The 18,481-nt window shown below is 44.9% G+C and carries 13 protein-coding genes and 1 pseudogene; 10 read left to right on the forward strand and 4 right to left on the reverse strand.

All coding sequences use genetic code 11. The features are described 5' to 3' along the window. Positions 1-113 precede the first annotated feature (113 nt). A complete protein-coding gene (locus D0A34_17790) occupies positions 114-2,432 on the reverse strand; it encodes a tetratricopeptide repeat protein (protein ID UNU20483.1) in 2,319 nt (772 codons plus the stop codon). 164 nt (positions 2,433-2,596) lie between these two features. On the opposite strand from D0A34_17790, the gene D0A34_17795 reads away from it, so the two are divergent. The 3 genes from D0A34_17795 (at position 2,597) to D0A34_17805 (ending at position 10,318) form a co-directional block, all read left to right on the forward strand. After that, positions 2,597-5,164, forward strand: coding sequence for a glycosyltransferase (locus D0A34_17795; protein UNU20484.1), 2,568 nt, complete (start codon positions 2,597-2,599; stop codon positions 5,162-5,164). Positions 5,165-5,291: 127 nt separating this feature from the next. Then, on the forward strand, positions 5,292-8,798 hold the full coding sequence (locus D0A34_17800) for a glycosyltransferase (GenBank protein ID UNU20485.1): 3,507 nt from the start codon (positions 5,292-5,294) through the stop codon (positions 8,796-8,798). Positions 8,799-8,989: 191 nt separating this feature from the next. Further along, the gene (locus tag D0A34_17805; protein ID UNU22352.1) at positions 8,990-10,318 is read left to right on the forward strand and encodes a beta-xylosidase; all 1,329 of its coding nucleotides are present in this window, start codon (positions 8,990-8,992) and stop codon (positions 10,316-10,318) included. A gap of 70 nt (positions 10,319-10,388) precedes the next feature. Here the strand turns inward: D0A34_17805 and D0A34_17810 are convergent, their stop codons facing one another. Continuing rightward, positions 10,389-10,688, reverse strand: coding sequence for a hypothetical protein (locus tag D0A34_17810; GenBank protein UNU20486.1), 300 nt, complete (start codon positions 10,686-10,688; stop codon positions 10,389-10,391). Next, positions 10,685-11,224: a hypothetical protein gene (locus D0A34_17815; protein UNU20487.1), complete on the reverse strand. Its 540-nt coding sequence runs from the start codon at positions 11,222-11,224 to the stop codon at positions 10,685-10,687. Before D0A34_17815 ends, D0A34_17810 begins: the two co-directional genes overlap by 4 nt. A gap of 356 nt (positions 11,225-11,580) precedes the next feature. Between D0A34_17815 and rfbF the strand changes: the two genes are divergently transcribed. The 6 genes and pseudogenes from rfbF to D0A34_17845 all read left to right on the forward strand — a co-directional run bounded on the left by rfbF (position 11,581) and on the right by D0A34_17845 (position 16,415). Continuing rightward, positions 11,581-12,354, forward strand: coding sequence for a glucose-1-phosphate cytidylyltransferase (gene rfbF / locus D0A34_17820; GenBank protein ID UNU20488.1), 774 nt, complete (start codon positions 11,581-11,583; stop codon positions 12,352-12,354). Between the two features lie 157 nt (positions 12,355-12,511). Then, the gene (locus D0A34_17825; GenBank protein UNU20489.1) at positions 12,512-13,576 is read left to right on the forward strand and encodes an acyl-CoA dehydrogenase; all 1,065 of its coding nucleotides are present in this window, start codon (positions 12,512-12,514) and stop codon (positions 13,574-13,576) included. A gap of 84 nt (positions 13,577-13,660) precedes the next feature. Next, the gene (locus D0A34_17830; protein UNU20490.1) at positions 13,661-14,392 is read left to right on the forward strand and encodes a cyclase family protein; all 732 of its coding nucleotides are present in this window, start codon (positions 13,661-13,663) and stop codon (positions 14,390-14,392) included. 10 nt (positions 14,393-14,402) lie between these two features. Beyond that, positions 14,403-14,495, forward strand: a pseudogene (locus D0A34_17835) (cobalamin biosynthesis protein CbiG). Positions 14,496-14,568: 73 nt separating this feature from the next. Continuing rightward, positions 14,569-15,315, forward strand: a complete 747-nt coding sequence (locus D0A34_17840; protein UNU20491.1) for a DUF1995 family protein — start codon at positions 14,569-14,571, stop codon at positions 15,313-15,315. Positions 15,316-15,644: 329 nt separating this feature from the next. After that, complete coding sequence (locus tag D0A34_17845) at positions 15,645-16,415, forward strand: serine/threonine protein phosphatase (GenBank protein ID UNU20492.1); 771 nt, start codon at positions 15,645-15,647, stop codon at positions 16,413-16,415. A 210-nt stretch (positions 16,416-16,625) separates the two neighbouring features. On the opposite strand, the gene D0A34_17850 is transcribed toward D0A34_17845, so the two are convergent. Next, positions 16,626-17,477 (reverse strand): M48 family peptidase, encoded by an 852-nt coding sequence (locus tag D0A34_17850; GenBank protein ID UNU20493.1) that lies wholly within the window; start codon positions 17,475-17,477, stop codon positions 16,626-16,628. A gap of 372 nt (positions 17,478-17,849) precedes the next feature. Between D0A34_17850 and D0A34_17855 the strand changes: the two genes are divergently transcribed. Then, the gene (locus D0A34_17855; protein UNU20494.1) at positions 17,850-18,374 is read left to right on the forward strand and encodes a DUF4330 domain-containing protein; all 525 of its coding nucleotides are present in this window, start codon (positions 17,850-17,852) and stop codon (positions 18,372-18,374) included. Positions 18,375-18,481: the final 107 nt, after the last annotated feature.

Here is an 18,481-nt window from a genome sequence, read left to right on the forward strand (position 1 = left end):
ACACCAGTTTTCTAGTAGGAATAGTGGCGAAAGAAAACGAGGAAGCCACTCATGAACCGGGTGTTTAGGCGTTTGTGCACAAGCAAGTCCTGTTATTGCTCGTTTATCAATCCTCAAATCCCCAGCAGGAGAGTCAAAGCATTATTGTTCTCAGTCAATGCTTTGTCTAACACTTTAAATCCCGCCACTTTGCACATACATTCTAAAGCAGTAGCTGTAGGTAGCCACCACCACCGCGCACAGTCGTTGATGTCAAAAACTGCTTTCTCAGTTATCCCTAACATGGCTGCGCCGTCGGTGTGCTGCTGCCAGTAAGCTGTTAAAATAGCTCGTTCTACGTCGCCTAAAGCGGGAATGAAAATTACCCCAGAAGCTGGAATTTCGTAGCGTCCCCGCTCGTTTTCTATAATTTCTTGAGTAATAGCGGAAGTTAAGATTAAATACTCTCCACTTATTTGACGCAAGTTAGTTAAAATTTGCAAAGGGTGAGGGTGATGGTACAAAACTCCTGCACAGTGAACTACATCGTAAGGCTCGCCAATTTCTGCAAGCTGAATCTGAGTTATATCTCGATTGATACAATTATAATTAGCAATCTTTAAACTTGTCATCCGATCGCGAAAATATTGCCACCCGTGGAGGGATGTTGGCATGGCATCAATCATTGTAAGAGAAACTGCACCGTATTTGCTAGCTACAGATACTTTTTCGTTGACAGTTGCCGACAAGCCGCCGACTTCTGCAAAACTCTTGCCTTTGACGACTCGGGCAATGTAGCGCTCAGGAATATCGTGACTCTCCAACTCTAATAATATCCTGCGCTCCCCCGACGAGTCCTTTTTCTCCAAAACTTCCGCCAATTTCCAGGATATTGCTGGATCTTCTGGCCGGATTTCTAAGGCCATCAAGTACAAAACTGTCGCTGCGTCAATCCGATCGATGTCGGAAAATTTTTGGGCTATTTTACAGTAAAATTCAGGAGGGTGCAGGGGCAGCAACTCGTGGTGATAGTAGCTGGTTGCTGTGTCTAAATCTGCCGGACTTCTTTTGATGAGAGCATCGCCTAATTTGGTGTAAATTTTAGGTAGTTCAGGCTCTATTTCCAGCGCGCAAAGGTAAGCTGAAACCGCATCGTTCCACTCGTGCATTTCAGTCAAAGCATCGCCTAAGTTGTAATAAGACCAAGAAAGATTGGGATTTAGTTCAATAGCGCGCTTGTAGGCGATAGATGCTGCTTTCCACTGCTGGGTTTTCAACAGCGCTTCTCCTAAATTGTGATAACTCCAAGAAAAGTTGGGATTGAGTTCGATCGCCCGCTGGTAGGCGCTGATTGCTCCTAACAAATCCTGGAGTTTAACTTTAGTTAAAGCTAAATTATAATGAGACCAAAAGAATTCTGAATGGAGTGCGATCGCCCTTTGGTATGCAGCCTCAGCTTCCGACCATTTTTGGAGTTGAAAAAAAGCATCTCCCAAGTTATGGAAAGAGCCGGAATAATTAGGATCTAAGTCAATAGCTCGTTGGTAAGCAGCGGCGGCTTCGGACCATTTTTCTAATTTGCCGCAAGCTTCTCCCATGCTGTAGTAGCACCAAGAAAAATCTGGGTTAATTTCAACAGCCGTGCGGTAGGCAACAACGGCTTCTTGCCATTGTTCCAACTTGAGCAGCACACTACCTAAATTATAGTAAGACCAAAAAGAGTTGGGATTTAACTCAATACTTTCCCGGTAAGCGGCGACTGCTTCAGGTAATTGTCCGCTGTCTTGAAAAACCTTGGCTAATTTGTAATAAAGCTCAGAAATATCTGGCTGAAGTTGAATAGCTTTGCGGTAGTTAACTATAGCTTCGTCCCAGTGTTGTAGTTGACTAGCAGTTGCTGCTAACTGGTAATAAGCTTCGCAACAACTGGGGTTTAAATAAATGGTGCGGTGATAACAAATTAGGGCGGCTTCTGGCTTGTTTTGCGCCAACAAAGTATTACCTAAATCGAGATATTCTTCCGCTATCTCTATCGGTTCCACCATGAGTGCTTGATACGAACAGTCTGCTGCTTCTTCAGCTTGACCGACTTGGGTAAATATCCGGCTCAAATTACGGTAAAATCCTGCAAAGTTTGGTTGCAGGGAGATGGCTTTTTGGTAACAGGCGATCGCCTCTTGCCACTGTTCCAATGTAGCGCAGAGAGTGCCGAGGTTAGCAAAAGCTTCGGCAAAATCCGGTTGCAGAGCGATCGCAACTTTATACCAATACCTTGCGTCTTCTAGTTTACCCTGGGCTTGCAGCGCCTTTCCCAAGGTCTTGCAAGTCTTGGCGGAATTGGGGTGCGATGCCAAAACTTGCTGGCAAAGTGCGATCGCCTCATCCAACTTCCCTAAAGCCAAATAGACTTCTGCCTGTTGTTGAAAATCAACCGCTGCTGTTTCTGAATTCACTTCCTGCGTTCCTGTTGAGTAATAATTCTATGTATTATTGTATGGTACAACTTGTCAAACTTCAAATTCAAGTAAATACATCTGCCGATGGGCCAATAAATAGTGCTAAATGTCAGCAACCTTAATATAAACTAGACAATAATAGGTTAATAGCGAGCTAAATAATGTCAACAGTCAATCGAACACCGCTTATTAGCGTAATTATACCAGCATATAATGGCGATCGCTACATCGTGCAAGCGGTAGAAAGCGCCCTCGGTCAAACTTTTAATAATTTGGAAATTATAGTGGTAGACGACGGTTCCACAGATCGCACGCAGCAAGTATTGCAGCCTTATCTTGACAGAATTCGCTACATTTATCAGAAAAACCAAGGAGTAGGAGTTGCCCGAAATCAGGCTTGTCAGCTAGCCAGAGGCAAGTTTTTAGCGTTTCTAGATGCCGATGACTATTTCTTACCCTCCAAGCTAGAAAAACAAATAGCTTGTTTTGACGCTGACCCCGCATTAGACATGGTGCAAACAGGTTGGCTGCTAGTCGATGAAACCGGGCGAGAGATTTTTGCTGTCAAGCCTTGGCAGCAAGCACCCGAATTAGATTTAGCCAGCTTTATTATATATAAATGTGTGCGTCCGAGTGCGATGATGCTGCGCCGAAAGTGCTGGGAAGATTTGGGTGGTTTCGATTCTCAGTTTCCGCTAGCCGAAGATTTAGATTTTGCCTTGCGTTTGACTTTAAAGGGGTACAAAGCAGTTTGGTTAGAAGAGATTCTTACCTGTTATCGCCAGCACAATTCTAATATCATGTCAAGCGGTTTGCCGCTAATGAAGAATACAGAAATTTTGATGAAAGAATTCTTCGAGCGACCTGATTTGCCTGAATCAATCCGCCAGTTAAAAAACCAGGAACACTATCTATCCTTCAAGTGGCTGGCATGGCGGATGTACCGCGACGGTCATCTAGCAGAGATGGCCCAGTGTTTGGAAAAATCATTGCACTATACGCCTTTTTCGCCCACAAAAACAGTATTGAATTGGCTGGAAACTTTTAGGATAGCTTCTGAAGAATATGGTGAAAATTTTGACGCTTATTCGCTGAGTAAGTTAGCGGAATGGCAAGAGATAATTCTGATGGTGATGACTAATCCACCCCAATCTCAACAGGCTTCTATTCCCACACCTTCACCAGCGCGTGAAGCGAAGCGCTCCCGGAGGGAATCGCACATTTTACTCTACAACACGGACGATCCGGGCGTGGGAGGATTAGCGCAGTATAATCATGCCATTCTCTGTAAGTTAGCCATGTTGGGCTATCGAGTCACTTGCGTGCAAACGAAACATTCTAGCCCCTTACTGGAGCGAGAACGAGAGTTAGGTATAAAGCATTTGTGGCTGGATTTTAGCGGTCATAAAGATTTACAGCGGGTGTTAAGAAATACTCAGGATGCACGAGAAATTTTTGCGAGTAATAAACCGGATCTGATTATTTTTAGCGATGGCTGGCCCTTTTCTAATTTTGCAGCAAAACAGGTAGTTATTCAAATGGGAATACCATACATGATGGTGATCGGGTTAGTTATGCCAGAACACGCAACTTTTGCTGGCGGGGATGTAGTGCCTTATGTAGAAGGAGTGCTTCACCACTGCCTGCAAGCTAGAGCCTTGATTGTTGGCGCTTACGAACATTTGAATTTATTGTGCCAACATTTCAAGTTGCCAAAAGAGCGAGGACAAGTGATTTACTTGGGGCGTTCTCCTGAATATTTTTTACCTCCTAATGCTGCGGCTCGTCAACGCCTGCGACAAGAAATAAAAATTCCTGAAGATGCGATTGTCTGTTTCACATCTGCTCGATTGGCCTCGATTAAAGGGCATCGATATCAGATCGAAGCAATCAAGCAGTTGCAGCAGTCTCCTGTGTGGTCTAAACTATATTTTGTGTGGGCAGGAACTGGTGAGGGAAGCGCTGACAATGTAGAGATAGAATTGAGGGACACTATTAAAGAGTTAGGGGTGAGCGATCGCGTGAAGTTGATCGGACAGCGCTGGGATATCCTAGATTGGCTGGATGCTAGCGACATATTCATTTTGACTTCTCTAGCAGATGCAGCGCCTTCTTTTTCAGTCATGGAAGCGATGGCTAAGGGATTGCCGGTAGTTGCAACGGCTGTGGGCGGTATTCCTGAAGGGCTTGGCGATACTGGGAAATTGTTGCCCGATCCGAATACCGATCCAGAGGGAACCGCAAGGGAATTGGCGAAAACTGTAGAAGCTTGGGCGATGAATCCAGAATTACGGGATCAAATAGGTCAAGCTTGCAAGCAGCGGGCCGAGAAACTATTCAAAGAGGAACGGATGTTGGCAGAGTCGATGGAGGCGATCGAAAAAGCTTTAGTTTGCGATCGCCCAACAGAGTTATTGGTTAATAAAAAAGAGGTGCAGAGGTCAATGGCGAAAATAGAAAGCCGGGTGTACTACAGCTCTTTAGTGTGGAATGCTTGGCAGGCTTACTGTCAAGAAGATCTAAGCGGAATGCAGAAGTGGCTTCAAAAATCTTTGACGTACACACCTTTTTTGACTACAGAAACCTTATTAAATTGGGTAGAATATTTTGGCAACTTTTCCTCCCAGAAAGGGCATAACTTAGATACCTATTCTCTAATTAATTCCGCAGAATGGCAACAATTAGTCGAGCAAGTACAGGGTATTGAATCTGTATTTTCTGCACGCTAAAATACCAGATTTACCTTTGAAATTTGGATTGCTGTCAGCAGTACAATTGCATCGGCCTTCCGCCTGACCTCCGTTACATCCGTTACAGAATCCGTTGCCGAACCCTTCCTGATCACCGATAAAACTCATGCCAATGGCAAATTCGACACCGCGGGTAAGTGTAATTATTCCCGCATATAATGGCGATCGCTACATCGGGCAAGCGGTAGAAAGCGTCATCAGCCAAACCTATAAAAACTGGGAAATTATCGTCATAGACGACGGCTCAACCGACGACACCCGCCAAGCATTGGAGCCTTATTTTGATAAAATTCGCTATGTTTATCAGGAAAACCAAGGAGTAGCTACCGCGAGAAACCGAGGAATTGAGGAATCCCGAGGTGAATTAATTGCTTTTTTAGATCAAGATGACTTTTTCTTGTCCGATAAGTTAGCTGGACAAGTTGCGTTATTTGACGCTCAGCCATCACTAGGAATTGTTAATAGTGGCTGGCGAATGGTTAAAGACCAGGGCGAAAGTATTTTCGATGTAACACCCTGGGAATACTTGCCTCAGCTAGACTTAAAAACCTGGATTGTTTATATGCCCCTACTTCCCAGCGCCATGATGTTTTCACGGCAGTGGCTGGAACGAGTCGGTGGCTTTGATTCTCAGTATGATTCAGTAGATGATGCCGACTTAATCTTGCGTTTAGCACTATCTGGCTGCGAAGCTGCTTGGTTGCCTCAAGTGACGGTATGCTATCGCCAGCACGGGCAAAATGTGTCCATCCAGAAAGCGCAGAAACAAGCAAATCTTGCTATTAAATTAAAGCAAAATTTATTCGCCCGATCGGACTTGCCAGAGGACATCCGTCAATTGGAAAAGCCGGCTTTTTATGAGATTCTAACATGGATGTCGTGGCAACTTTTCTACAGTGGCTATCCGGTGCAAGCAGTAGATTATTACCAAAAATCTTTCCTTTATACTCCTTACTCGCCAGAAAAAACAGTAATAGATTGGCTTGGCCGTCTGACTGCAATTTCTAAATCTTACGGAATTGACCCCGACACTCAGTCTTTAAGAAACTTACCAGAATGGAAAAAGTTAATGGTTAACATACTTCCCCAAAAAATAGTCAGAGTCAGCGTCATCATTCCCACTTACAACAGCGATAGCTACATTGTCAAATCCGTAGAGAGTGTTCTCAGCCAGACTTATCAAAACTGGGAAATTATCGTCATAGACGATGGTTCAACTGACAACACTCGCCAAGTTTTAGCACCTTACCTCGATTTAATTCAATACATATATCAAGATAACCAAGGAGCAGCAATTGCTCGGAATCATGCTTGTAAGTTAGCCCAAGGGGAATTCTTAGCTTTTCTAGATGCTGACGACTTCTTCTTACCAGAAAAACTAGAAAAACAAGTAGCTTGTTTTGACGCTGATCCCACATTAGATTTGGTGCAAACAGGTTGGCAGATAGTTGGCGACAACGACGAAGCCATCTATGGAGTAAAGCCTTGGGAAGAAGAACCAAAATTAGATTTAGAAGCCTTTGTTTTCTACAAATCAGTGCGTCCCAGCGCCATGATGCTGCGGCGAGAGTGGTGGGAACGCTTGGGAGGTTTCGATCCTCGCTTGCCGCCAACCGAAGATTTAGATTTTGTCCTACGTTTAGCTTTAAAAGGCTGCAAGTCAGTTTGGTTAAAAGAGATATTAACCTGCTATCGTCAGCACGACAGCAATATCATGTCCAACGGCTCCAAATTAATGAAAAATACGGAAATTTTGATGGAGCAGTTTTTCGCTCGGCCAGACTTACCTCAGCACATCCGTGACTTGAAACGCGCGGAACGTTACAAGTGTTTAGTATGGATAGCATGGCGGATGTACCGCGACGGATATTTGCCAGAAATGGTCGAAAGTCTAGAAAAATCTCTGCATTACACTCGTTTGACAGGTACTGAAACTGTTTTTAATTGGTTGGAAACTTTTAAGGGAGTTTCGGAACAGTACGGCTACAACTTTGATGCCTATGCCTTAACTAATTTACAGGAATGGCAAGACATAGTGGCGATCGCAGCCAACAATCCTTATCAGTTTCAATCGGCTCCCAGTTCGACTTCTCGGCAGCCAACAAAGCACGTACTCCTGTACACAGAAGACTCAGGAGTCGGCGGTTTGGCTCAGTTTAACCACTCGCTGATGTGTAAATTAGCTGCGGAGGGCTACCGAGTTACCAGCGTTCAAAGTCAAGCTTCTAATCCTTTAATTACCGAACAAAAACAGCTAGGTATCGAACATCTTTGGCTAGAGTTCGACACGATGAAAGAGTTTTTGCGAATTGCTTACAATTTAGATGATGCTAAAAAGATTTACGCCCAGGCTCGACCGGATTTAATTATATTTAGTGACGGCTGGCCGATGGCTAACTTTGCAGCCAAACAAGTTGCGATCGAGCAAAATATACCATACATAATCAGTCTGGGTTATATCAATCGCAATTATGAAACCTTCGATCGCGGCGATCAAATTCCCTATTTCGATGCAGTGGCCTACCAGTACATGGTAGCCAAAGCAGCAGTAGCTGTTTCGCACGAGAATTTAAACTTGTTCCAAAGTCTATTTAAAGCGCGTCTAGAACGGGGAAAAGTAATCTATTATGGCAGACCAAATAGTTATTTTGAGCCACCGAATCTTTTCACTCGCCAACGCCTGCGTCAAGAACTAGGAATCCCCGAAAATGCTGTTGTTTGTTTCACGGCGGCGAGATTGACTCCAATTAAAGGATATCAGTATCAATTGCAGGCGATCGCCCAATTAAAAAATCGTCCAATATGGCCCCACATTTACTTTGTTTGGGCGGGTCCTGGGTCTACTACTCACGACAATATGGAACCTGAATTAAGAGCAACTGTGAGCCAATTGGGAGTAGGAGAACAGGTTAAATTCTTAGGACAGCGCTGGGATATTGCCGATTGGCTAGACGCCAGCGACATCTTTATTTTATCTTCCGAAGCTGAGGGAATGCCACTAGCAATTATGGAAGCCATGGCGAAAGGATTGCCCGTAATTGCCACAGCAGTCAGCGGGATTCCTGAAGAATTGGGAGACACGGGAAAGTTGCTCCCCGATCCTACCATCGACCCAGCAGGAACCGTAAAAGAGTTGGTAGAAACGGTGGAAATATGGGCCGAAAATCCCGAATCGCGCAGGCTTGCAGGACAAGCGTGCAAAGCGCGAGCCCAAGAACTATTCAAAGAAGAACGGATGCTTCGGGAATATGAAGAAATAATTGAACAGGCATTTGTAAGTGATGATGAGAGCGACAGTTTCTCTATTAGTCCGAAACTCCAAAAGCAGGTGCAGCAAGTGGATAGACTGCTGAAATACTATTATTTAGTGTGGAAGGCTTGGGAGGCTTACGCTCGGGGAGATATGTCCGAGATGGTGAATAATTTGCAATCTGCTTGGGCCTGCACACCTTATTTTACCACAGAAACAATCTTTGATTGGGTGAAAAATTTTGGCATTTTTGCTGTGGAAAAAGGGATTAATTTCGATGCCAACGAGCTGATCAACTCCCGATCGTGGCAACAAGTGATAGAATCAATACAGGGTTTTGAAGTGTTGTCTTCTGTTCGTTAAAATTCTTATTTGTAAGTTGCTAGTAAGGAGTTGATTTCTGATTGATTAAAGAGAGGACTAAACTCCTGACTAGGAATTTACTAATGTTTAACTGGTTCCTAGGCTCGGCCTCGCTTATTTAGTAAATCGGCGAGTGAAATCGCTACTACACATACAAAGTCCGCCTTCGCAAAATGGAGACAATAAAAGATATGCAATTTACCTTCAAGTTCAAACCAATTAATAAACTCCTGCCAATTTGTTTAGCTATTGTCACTGTTCTGTTAATAGCCTATTTTGGACAGCCAAGAGCGATCGCCCAACTTCGATCGAACGTTACAGTAGATTTTGGACAGCCAGCCACCGGTACAATTTCCATGAGTGGCATCCTGCACGGAATCGACACTGCCAAACCGCCGGATAGTTCTATCAAACCCTTGCAGCCCAAGCTTTGGCGGGCGGGGAGACTCGATATTTACGATCGAGTAATCGCCAGCGGAGCCGAGTTTCAGTTAGTAGTCAGCGACTTGTGGGGCTACGGTAGCAATCCCAATGGCTGGCCCTATCAAAACTACCCCGCGTGGGAAGCATTCATCCGACAGTTAGCCCAGCAAAATAAAGGCAAGAAAATTATTTGGGATGTATGGAATGAACCCGATTTAAAAAATCCGTTTTGGAACGGAAGCAGAGAACAATTCTTTGAAACCTACAAAAGAGCTTACAAAATTTTGCGAGAAGAATTGGGACCGTCAGCAATGATTGGCGGACCGAGCATTACCAACTACAACAAAGGATATCTCGCCGCTTTTTTGGATTACTGCAAAGCGAACAAACTGGAAGTAAATTTCCTAGCTTGGCACGAACTCAACGATACCATGATCTTATTTGTTGACGACCATGTAATTGATGCTAAACGTAATTTTCAGCAAAGTCCCTCTTACAAGGAACTGAAATTGCAAAAAATTTACGTCAACGAAATTGTCGGGAACTTAGCGCAGTACCAGCCGGGGGAAATCTTAGGTTATTTCTATAACTTAGAGTATGCAAAAGCTGATGGTGCTTGCAGAGCTTGTTGGGAGAGTAAAGGGCCAAATAAAGTTAGCAATTGCTTCAACAATACGCTGAGTGGGATGGTCACGCCTAATAATTTTGAACCGAGAGCCGCTTGGTGGACATACAAAGCTTATGCTGACGGAGTTAATTCGCGGGTGCGGAGTTGGTCAAATAACAATCGCCTTGTCGCTTTAGCCAGCAAGTCAAATCCTGAAGGTAAAGCACAGATACTTTTAGGTTATTTCGACCCCAATTTTTCCTCAGCAACAACGGTAACATTAAGCCTCGGAAATTTGGAGCAGCTAGGTATTCAAAGAGGTCAGAAAATCACTCTAAAATTAGAAAAAATCCCCAACAATCAAGAAGGAGCAGTGCCACAGCTTGTCACCGTTAAAGAAGAAAGTTTGTCGGTAACTAGCGGCAGCTTGGCTTATGTTATCCCTAATTTCAACGTCCACGAAGGCTACTTATTGACGGTTAGCAAGTGATATCGTTTTCGGTTGCATCGGAATTATATAGAGGACACGGCACTGCCGTGTCCCTACAAATATATAGATTTTAGCTGGGAGTATTCAAAGATTTTTGCACCGATTCCAACCACTCTCGGACTGTTTGATTTTCGGATTGTGGGTCGTAGCAACACCCTAATTCATCGAGGATGAATGCTTCTAAATCGGCAGGGGCGATCGGCATTTGTAGCAGTTTGCTGAGTTCTTGCGATGCAGCTTCAACAGTTGTGGGTGGTTCGCTGCTGCGGTAGTTGTTGACTACATCGCTGGGAGTGTCAGCTTCTAATGGCCAGTCTTGGTGAAAGTAGGAACTGAAAAATTGGGTTAAATGAGGAAATTGATTGATCATTGGGGATAGGCTGTGAGAATAAAGTATCCGGGAGGTAAGTTGGCGCTGCGCTGGAGGACGATTCTCAGGCGAGATGCTGAAGTTGCTTTCGATGCGCGGCGACGCAGAGTAATGCCAATTATTCTGTTGGCGTTGTAGTCGATCGTATAACGATTGCCTCGACTTTTCACCCAGGAGTCGATCGCACTTTGATTTCTGTTCATTGCTTCTGCAATAGCCGCTTCGGCGACGGAACGATCAGTAAAAGAAGATGCTGCAGAAATTCTCGTTTCCCTTGCGAGTCGCTGTGCTAGTTCTGCTTCTGTTTTACCAACGTGTCTCTCTACAGTGTGTCCTCCTGCTGATTCGTGAAAGTCTAATCCGCCGCCCGGTATGTTGGGTACAAAAGCTACGGTGGTTTGTGGTATGGTTGAGATTTTCGCTGCAACAACAGTGGCGTAAACACCAGGTATAGCCGATTGGAATAATATAATTATTGAGGCGATCGCACAGAGGATACCTAAAAACTTTTTTAGGCGATCGAGTTGATTTTTCATTGCTGTTGAAGGTCTTTCTTATATTTATAATAGGTCTTGGCTGTTTTTTTGTCTATTTCTTAATCGACTATTAGTAAGTTAGAAATTGCGCTGTATTCAAATATACTGTCCGCAGTACCCACCCTACGGTTAGTTAGAAATTGCGCGCAGCATTTAAATACATGGTGTGCACGGAACACCCTAGGATTATTCCTAAATACACGGTGTCCACGGATCACCCTACGATTATTTATAATAATTCGTGATTTCTGGGGTTTACAAAGCTTCACTCACTATGAGAAAATGTTAATAATTCTTTGAAATAATCCCTGATGATTGATGATAAATTAATTAATCATCTTTAAAAATGTGACAAAATGCAAGTAGTTATCCTAGCTGGCGGTCTCGGTACTCGTCTCAGAGAAGAAACAGAATTTCGTCCCAAACCCTTAGTTGAGGTGGGGGGACATCCAATTATTTGGCACATCATGAAAATCTATGCACACTACGGTTTCCAAAACTTTATTGTGTGCTTGGGCTATCGCGGCAACATGATTAAAGAATATTTCCTCAATTATGAAGCCATGAACAATGACTTTACTATCTGTCTGGGACGCCAAAATGCCATCACTTATCACGAGGAACATCTGGAACAAGATTTTAATGTTACCCTGGCTGAAACTGGCGCGGCAAGCATGACAGGAGGGCGGGTAAAACGGATCGAAAAATATATCGATCGCGAGAATTTCATGGTGACATACGGCGATGGAGTAGCTGATGTCGATATTGACGCCTTGATGGATTTTCACAAATCTCACGGGAAGCTGGCAACTGTCACCACATTTCGTCCGATTTCTCGCTTTGGAATTTTGGATGTAGACAGCGATAGCCGCGTAGTTCAATTTTCTGAAAAACCTCAAGTTGACGGCTGGATCAGTATTGGATATATGATATTCAACCGCCGGGTATTTGAGTATTTGGGGGGAGATGATTGTATTTTAGAACAAGAGCCGATGCAGCGTTTGGCGGCCGACGGACAATTGATGGCTTACCGTCATGAGGGTTTCTTCTTTGCGATGGATACTTTTCGAGAATACAAGTATTTAAACGAACTTTGGGATGAAGGAAAGGCTCCTTGGAAAGTTTGGTAGTGAGTTAGTTTTGAGGCGGGCTTTTAGGCTCGCTTCATAAGAATTTGAATAAATATAAAGCCGATTATACGTTTATAAAGTACACCCCGCGAGCGAGCGAGTAGTAGGGACACGGCAGTGCCGTGTCCCTACCTCTGCTATAAAATAATTATAAAAAATGGATTCCCAAGAAATTCTCAACAGCACAGAAACTTACCTACAAAAGTGCGTTGCACCTCACGCGGAAATTATCGACAGCAACTCGGAAGCGCTGAGAACAGCAGTTGCTGGATTGGAAGATCGATCGCTCTTAGCATTGCGAGTTCCCCAAAAATGGGGCGGCGCTGAAATTGCACCGGAGATTTTTTACCAATATCAGGAATTGACGGCTCGATATTCGGGCGCTGTGTCTTTCCTGCAAACTCAGCACCACAGCGCAACTGCCATGCTTGCCAACAGCGACAATGAAATCCTAAAAAGCAGATACTTGCCCGGGATCGCCCAAAAAGAGTTACGCTTGGGTATTGGGTTTTCGCATTTAAGGCGATCGGGCAATCCTGCCGTCACCGCGACTCCCACAAAAGCGGGCTATTTATTGTCAGGAAAAGTTCCTTGGGTAACAGGTTTTCGCTTGTTTCAAAAGTTTATTGTAGCGGCGGTACTTCCTGACGAACGTGCTGTTTTCGGTTTAGTGCCTTTTACCAATAGTGAACGCGAATCGGGTAAAATAGCTTTTAGCGAAATCATGCAGTTAATCGCCATGAACTCGACTAATACTGTGACAGCCACTCTCGATAATTGGTTGCTGCATGAATCGGAAATAATTTCAGTTAAACCTGTCGGCTGGATTTCGGAAAACGACAGCAAAAATATAGTGAATTTTGTTCCGGGTACTTTTGGCTGTATTCGAGCGGGATTGGATGTTATTGCAGCAGCGGCGGCTGCTAAGAATTCACCTTTTATAACGGCAGCTTGCCAAAAACTAGAGCAAAAGCTCGATCGGCTAAAACAGAATTTCCCACAATCTCAACATAGCTCGAAAGCAGAACAATTAGCGCTGCGAGCTCAAGCCATTGATTTAGCGGTGCGTTGCGGGCACGCTGCGGTTGCAGTTTCTAGCGGTGCTGCTAACGGTGCGGTACACCCGGCCGGGAGAGTTTATCGAGAAGCTTTGGTGTATACTGTTTCCGGGCAAACAAAGGATGTGATGGAAGCAACGCTCGATCGACTAATCAAATTTTAGATTTGAGATTTTAGATTTTATATTGAGCTCGCAGAAGGTCAAAAATTCAACTGTCTTTAATAAATAAAAAATATATTTAACCTGATGACAAACAACTTTAAGTCAAATAACTTAAAAACCATCGCCTATACCACCATTCTAGACTTAACCCATTCAATTCACCCAAACATTCCCATCTGGCCCGGAGATCCAGCGACAGAAATTGCCACAGTATCTCAAATAGAAAAAAACGGCTATTTCCTGCGAAAATTCTCAATGGGAGAACACAGCGCCACGCACATCAACGCACCCAACAGCTTTTATGCAGGAGGCGCCAGCATTGATAGTTATTCGCCGCAGTCGCTAGTTTCCCCCGCAATTGCGATCGATATCCGCCAGCAAAGTCTTGCCAATCCCGACTACACTTTAACAATTGATGATATATTGACTTGGGAACGGCAGCACAAACTTATAGAACCGGGAACTCTAGTTTTATTGTATACTGGCTGGCAAGAAAAATGGGATGACGAGCGAGCATTTTTCAACCGAGACGATCGCGGAATTTGCCACTTTCCCGGATTTGGCAAAGCAGCCACTCAATTTTTGCTAGAAGAACGCTCGATAGCCGGAATTGGCACCGACACCCACGGAGTCGATACCGGGCAAGATGAAAGTTTTGTGGTTAATAAATTGGTCTTGGAAACGCAGCGAATAGTGCTGGAAAATCTGGCAAATCTCGACTTGTTACCTGCGGCTGACATCACTTTAGTTATCGGAATCTTGCGCCTTTTGGGAGGTTCCGGCTCGCCTGTGTCGGTGTTAGCTTTTGTCGCTTAATGTGGTAAAACTTACATCTTGCACCATGCTCAAGAACAGGCAAGATGCCTGTTCCACAAAGAGTAAATTTTCTTGTGGAACAGGCATCTTGCCTGTTCCTAAATAGGTAATTGAGAATGGTGCAATATCTCAGGTAAAATTAGATTGAGAGAAGTCGAGTAAAAACAATAAGATTAATGACAGAACTGCCCAAGGATCTCAACGAGGCGATCGCCCAATCCCGCATTGCCACCGCCGCTGCCCTCTCGGACGGCAAAACTCTACTACAAGTCGAATTAGTATTTCCAGAAATCGCCCTGCAAGCACAGTCTATCACCGAACAATTCCTCCCAGAACTTGAAGAAATCTACCCCGGAGTAAAAGTCTTTTTTCCCGACGCCGGTGCGGCAGCCCTCGCGCGCCGCGACTGGGGAGAAACACCGTTTAAAGTCACTGATTTGGGTAGCAGTCGCAGCCCTGTTGAAGATAAAATAGCACCGGAAGATCAACTTTTCCTTTTGATCAATCCAGCAGCCGTAGAAGTGGCCCAAGTCGAACGACTTTACATAGCTGCGGCCGGTCGCCCAGTAATTCTACTCAACCCGCGCCTGGAAGATGTTGCCACCATAGGTATAGGCTATGCGGGCCGCCAATTGCGCGATCGATTCCTCAGCAAAATCGAATCCTGCTACTACGTCAGACCCCTAGACGCTGCTGCTTTATTCCGCTGCTACCCCCAATCCTGGCAAGTGTGGCTGGAAAGAAACAACCAATACGAATTAATTTCTGAAACCGCCCAAAAACCAGTCGGAGACGATTTAGAGCGGATTTTAGCCGCTTCTCTCCCAAGCGCCGATCCTGACTCCACCACACCTGCCAAACCCTTAAAAAAGAAAGGTTTTTTGGCAGAGCTCCAGACATTCCTCAAAGCTTTGACTCAGTGACAATCGTTAAGGCTCGATCGTATTTTAGAGTGTGTCAGCTAGGATTATTTTCGACTTAATCCGTCGCCTAATCGCTGATGCACCCTAAAGCGTGAAATAACTCAAAGCTTTGCCTCAGTAACAGCAGTTGCAGAACCACAATTAACAGCTTGCCTCTGTTTCTATCAGTAGCTACGCAAACAGGTACTGGCGAGCTTTACAGAATCTTTATACAAACCAGTATAATGGGTGACACCCCTCCACGGTAAAAGAGGAGAGGCAAATAGCAGCAAAATCAGATGCTATAAGCTAGAGATGGGGCTTTTGAGTCAGGGAAGCGGATAAACCCAATGGAGCATCGGCGCATTGTTATCGGGGACGTACACGGGCATTACGACGGCTTAATGACCCTGCTAGAGGCACTTGCCCCCAGCTGGAACGATCGCGTCTATTTTTTGGGAGACTTAATCGATCGTGGCCCCAAAAGCGCTCAGGTATTAGATTTTGTGCAGCAAAGCCCCTACCAAACTCTGTTGGGCAACCACGAACAACTGATGCTGGAAGCTTTGTCGGGGACACCGATGGATATGCGAGCGTGGCAATCTTGGCTCTACAGTGGTGGCGATGCGACAGTAGCGAGCTACAGAGATACAGGGATGATGCCGTACAAACACTTAGAGTGGCTGCGATCGCTCCCCACGCACCGGGACTTAGGGGACATCTGGCTGGTTCACGCCGGCGTTGACCCCCATCTGTCGCTCGAGGAACAGTCTATCGAACAACTGTGTTGGATTCGCAGGGAATTTCACACCATGTCGAAACCCTATTTTCCCAATAAATTAATTATCACCGGTCACACGATCACCTTTACCTTTCATGGGGTCAGACCGGGCGAATTAGTCAGGGGCGAAGGGTGGTTGGATATTGACACGGGTGCTTATCATCCCAAAAGCGGCTGGCTGACAGGATTTGACCTCAGCTACCGGAGAGTTTATCAAGTAAATGTATTTAACAATCAAGTCCGAATTTTGCCGTTTGACGAAGTTGTCAGGCAATTGAAGCCGCAGCCGATTGCACCCCCGGAACCTGCGATCGATTCTGTTGTTCAACAGCAGTGTTAAATCAAGTTTTCGTTGTAGGGTATGTCAGCTTAAGTCCGATCTCTTAAATCGAAATTAACTTGCTGCTGACATACCTTAGTAACTGGATTTATTTTTTAACGAACCGCGATCTAGCGTTAGCGAAGCGGCGCGTTAGCGCTAGATCGCGAAGTAAGAAAAGAGAAGGGAAGAGAAGAGAAAAGAAGAGAGTGCCTGATTGATTTACGTTTGCTACGAACCTAAAAGTCGGCGGATTTCTAGCCTGTAATCCTCATTATTCAAACCTTCACCGCTAGCAAGCTCCGGATCTATAGCCTGCGAAATAGCAGCAATACGATCGCCAGTTGCCGGGTGAGTGCTCAAAATGCTAGGAGGAGAAGGTTTGTCGAGCAACTTTTTCATAAAATCAACCATCCCAGATTGAGCGTAGCCTGCTCGCCCCATAGTTTGCAATCCCAACTGATCGGCTTCATACTCAGCTTGCCGACTGTGGGGTCGCCGCAAAGCCAATTCCACCCCAATCTGAACCGCCTGAGATCGATCGAGCCCAGTTGCCGAAGCTACACCTGAAGCTATGGCCATTTGACGCATTTGTTGAATCGCGTGGCGAGCATTAATGTGAGCGATTTCGTGGGCGATCACACTTGCCAATTCTGCCTCATTGTCCGCCGCTGCCATCAAGCCTTTATTCACATAAACAAAACCGCCCATAGTTGCAAAAGCATTAATCGTGTCGTCGTCAATCACTTGAAAAGTATAAGGAATATTTGGGCGACTGCTTTCTTGAGCGAGTCGTTGACCGATGCGGTTGATATATTCTGTAGTGTCCCGATCGCGGTCAATCTTAAACTGGCTGTTCGTTAACTGCTGATTAATTTGTCGACCAATAGCCACCTCTTGGCGATCGGACATATTCGACAATTGAATAACTTGAATGCCTCGAAAAATTAGTTCGGGCAACGAAAATGCTTGAGTCGGTTCCGGGGAAACCACCCAGATACCTGCAGCCACCATCAGGGACAGAAACAGATAAATCCCCCGGCCACAAGTACGCCGGCAAGTCAACCAAAAACTTTTTAACATGAGTGATAGGTGCCAGAAGTTAGATAAAATTTGAGGAAAAACTCGAAAAGTCACTAAATAGGCAGACGTAATTTGAGGCTACTTAGTTGCTATTCTAGCTTTTTGTCAATTTTTAAGGGTGCCACCAGCTTCTGGGCCATCGAGCCAAGGCCAAGCAACCGCCGTCAACTGCCTTCTGGCTTAAGTGCCCAAGTCATGCGGATTTTGGGCGATCGTTGTGGTAATATCTTTTAGCTTCAGGACTTACGCATCAATAAAGTATGTCATTGCCAGCGGTAGCTCAGCAATAGCAGCATCTGTTTTTCATCGATGTCTGCGTAAGTCCTGAGCTTGTAAACATACTCCTGTCGCTATCAGTATAATAGGCGATTTATGAAAATTTTGGATTCTCAAGGCCGGCTGTTCGGCAAACTCAGCATCCTAGACGTAGGTGCCGCTCTAATCGTACTGCTAGTTGCAGTCGGAATCTTCTTCTTTCCCGGCACTTCTGGCGGTTCCGTCGCCCAAGTCGGCACCAGTGTCAAACCTGTAGAACTTGATGCAATTGCGATCGGTCTCAAAGGGACAAACGTTCCCGATTTGTTCAAACCAGGTGATAAAATCAATGTGGTGATCCGCAATCAACCCTCCGGTCAGATTACCATCAAATCTGTCAAAACTCTCACCAGAACCCTAGCAGTTCCTCAGCCCAACGGCACTCTGAAAGCTCTCCCCGACCCCAGAGAAGAAGAATCCTTCAGCAAAAATATGATGTTTACCTTAGAGGGAAAAGGTCAACTTACTGAAAATGGCCCGGTTTTAGGTAATACGAAAGTCAAAATTGGCACTACGCTAGAGCTTGAAGGCAACAAGTACATTTTCAACGCCAGCGTCATCGACGTGCGAGTCAAAGAATAATTAGTAGTCATTAGTCATTGCTAATGGGTAATTGGTAATGGGGAATGGGGAATTAATATTCTTTCTTCCCTCTTCCTCAATCCGTTACCTCCGTTTATATCAATTCA

The sequence above is a fragment of the Microcoleus vaginatus PCC 9802 genome, from assembly GCA_022701275.1.
GTDB classification, from domain to species: Bacteria; Cyanobacteriota; Cyanobacteriia; order Cyanobacteriales; family Microcoleaceae; genus Microcoleus; species Microcoleus vaginatus_A.

Excerpts from the sequence above, each read along its gene's own strand:
- D0A34_17850 (UNU20493.1), bottom strand. The coding sequence starts at position 17,477 with ATGTTAAAAAGTTTTTGGTTGACTTGCCGGCGTACTTGTGGCCGGGGG.
- D0A34_17840 (UNU20491.1), top strand. The coding sequence starts at position 14,569 with ATGACAGAACTGCCCAAGGATCTCAACGAGGCGATCGCCCAATCCCGC.
- D0A34_17805 (UNU22352.1), top strand. The coding sequence starts at position 8,990 with ATGCAATTTACCTTCAAGTTCAAACCAATTAATAAACTCCTGCCAATT.
- D0A34_17800 (UNU20485.1), top strand. The coding sequence starts at position 5,292 with ATGCCAATGGCAAATTCGACACCGCGGGTAAGTGTAATTATTCCCGCA.
- rfbF (UNU20488.1), top strand. The coding sequence starts at position 11,581 with ATGCAAGTAGTTATCCTAGCTGGCGGTCTCGGTACTCGTCTCAGAGAA.
- D0A34_17830 (UNU20490.1), top strand. The coding sequence starts at position 13,661 with ATGACAAACAACTTTAAGTCAAATAACTTAAAAACCATCGCCTATACC.
- D0A34_17815 (UNU20487.1), bottom strand. The coding sequence starts at position 11,224 with ATGAAAAATCAACTCGATCGCCTAAAAAAGTTTTTAGGTATCCTCTGT.
- D0A34_17825 (UNU20489.1), top strand. The coding sequence starts at position 12,512 with ATGGATTCCCAAGAAATTCTCAACAGCACAGAAACTTACCTACAAAAG.
- D0A34_17810 (UNU20486.1), bottom strand. The coding sequence starts at position 10,688 with ATGATCAATCAATTTCCTCATTTAACCCAATTTTTCAGTTCCTACTTT.
- D0A34_17855 (UNU20494.1), top strand. The coding sequence starts at position 17,850 with ATGAAAATTTTGGATTCTCAAGGCCGGCTGTTCGGCAAACTCAGCATC.
- D0A34_17845 (UNU20492.1), top strand. The coding sequence starts at position 15,645 with ATGGAGCATCGGCGCATTGTTATCGGGGACGTACACGGGCATTACGAC.
- D0A34_17795 (UNU20484.1), top strand. The coding sequence starts at position 2,597 with ATGTCAACAGTCAATCGAACACCGCTTATTAGCGTAATTATACCAGCA.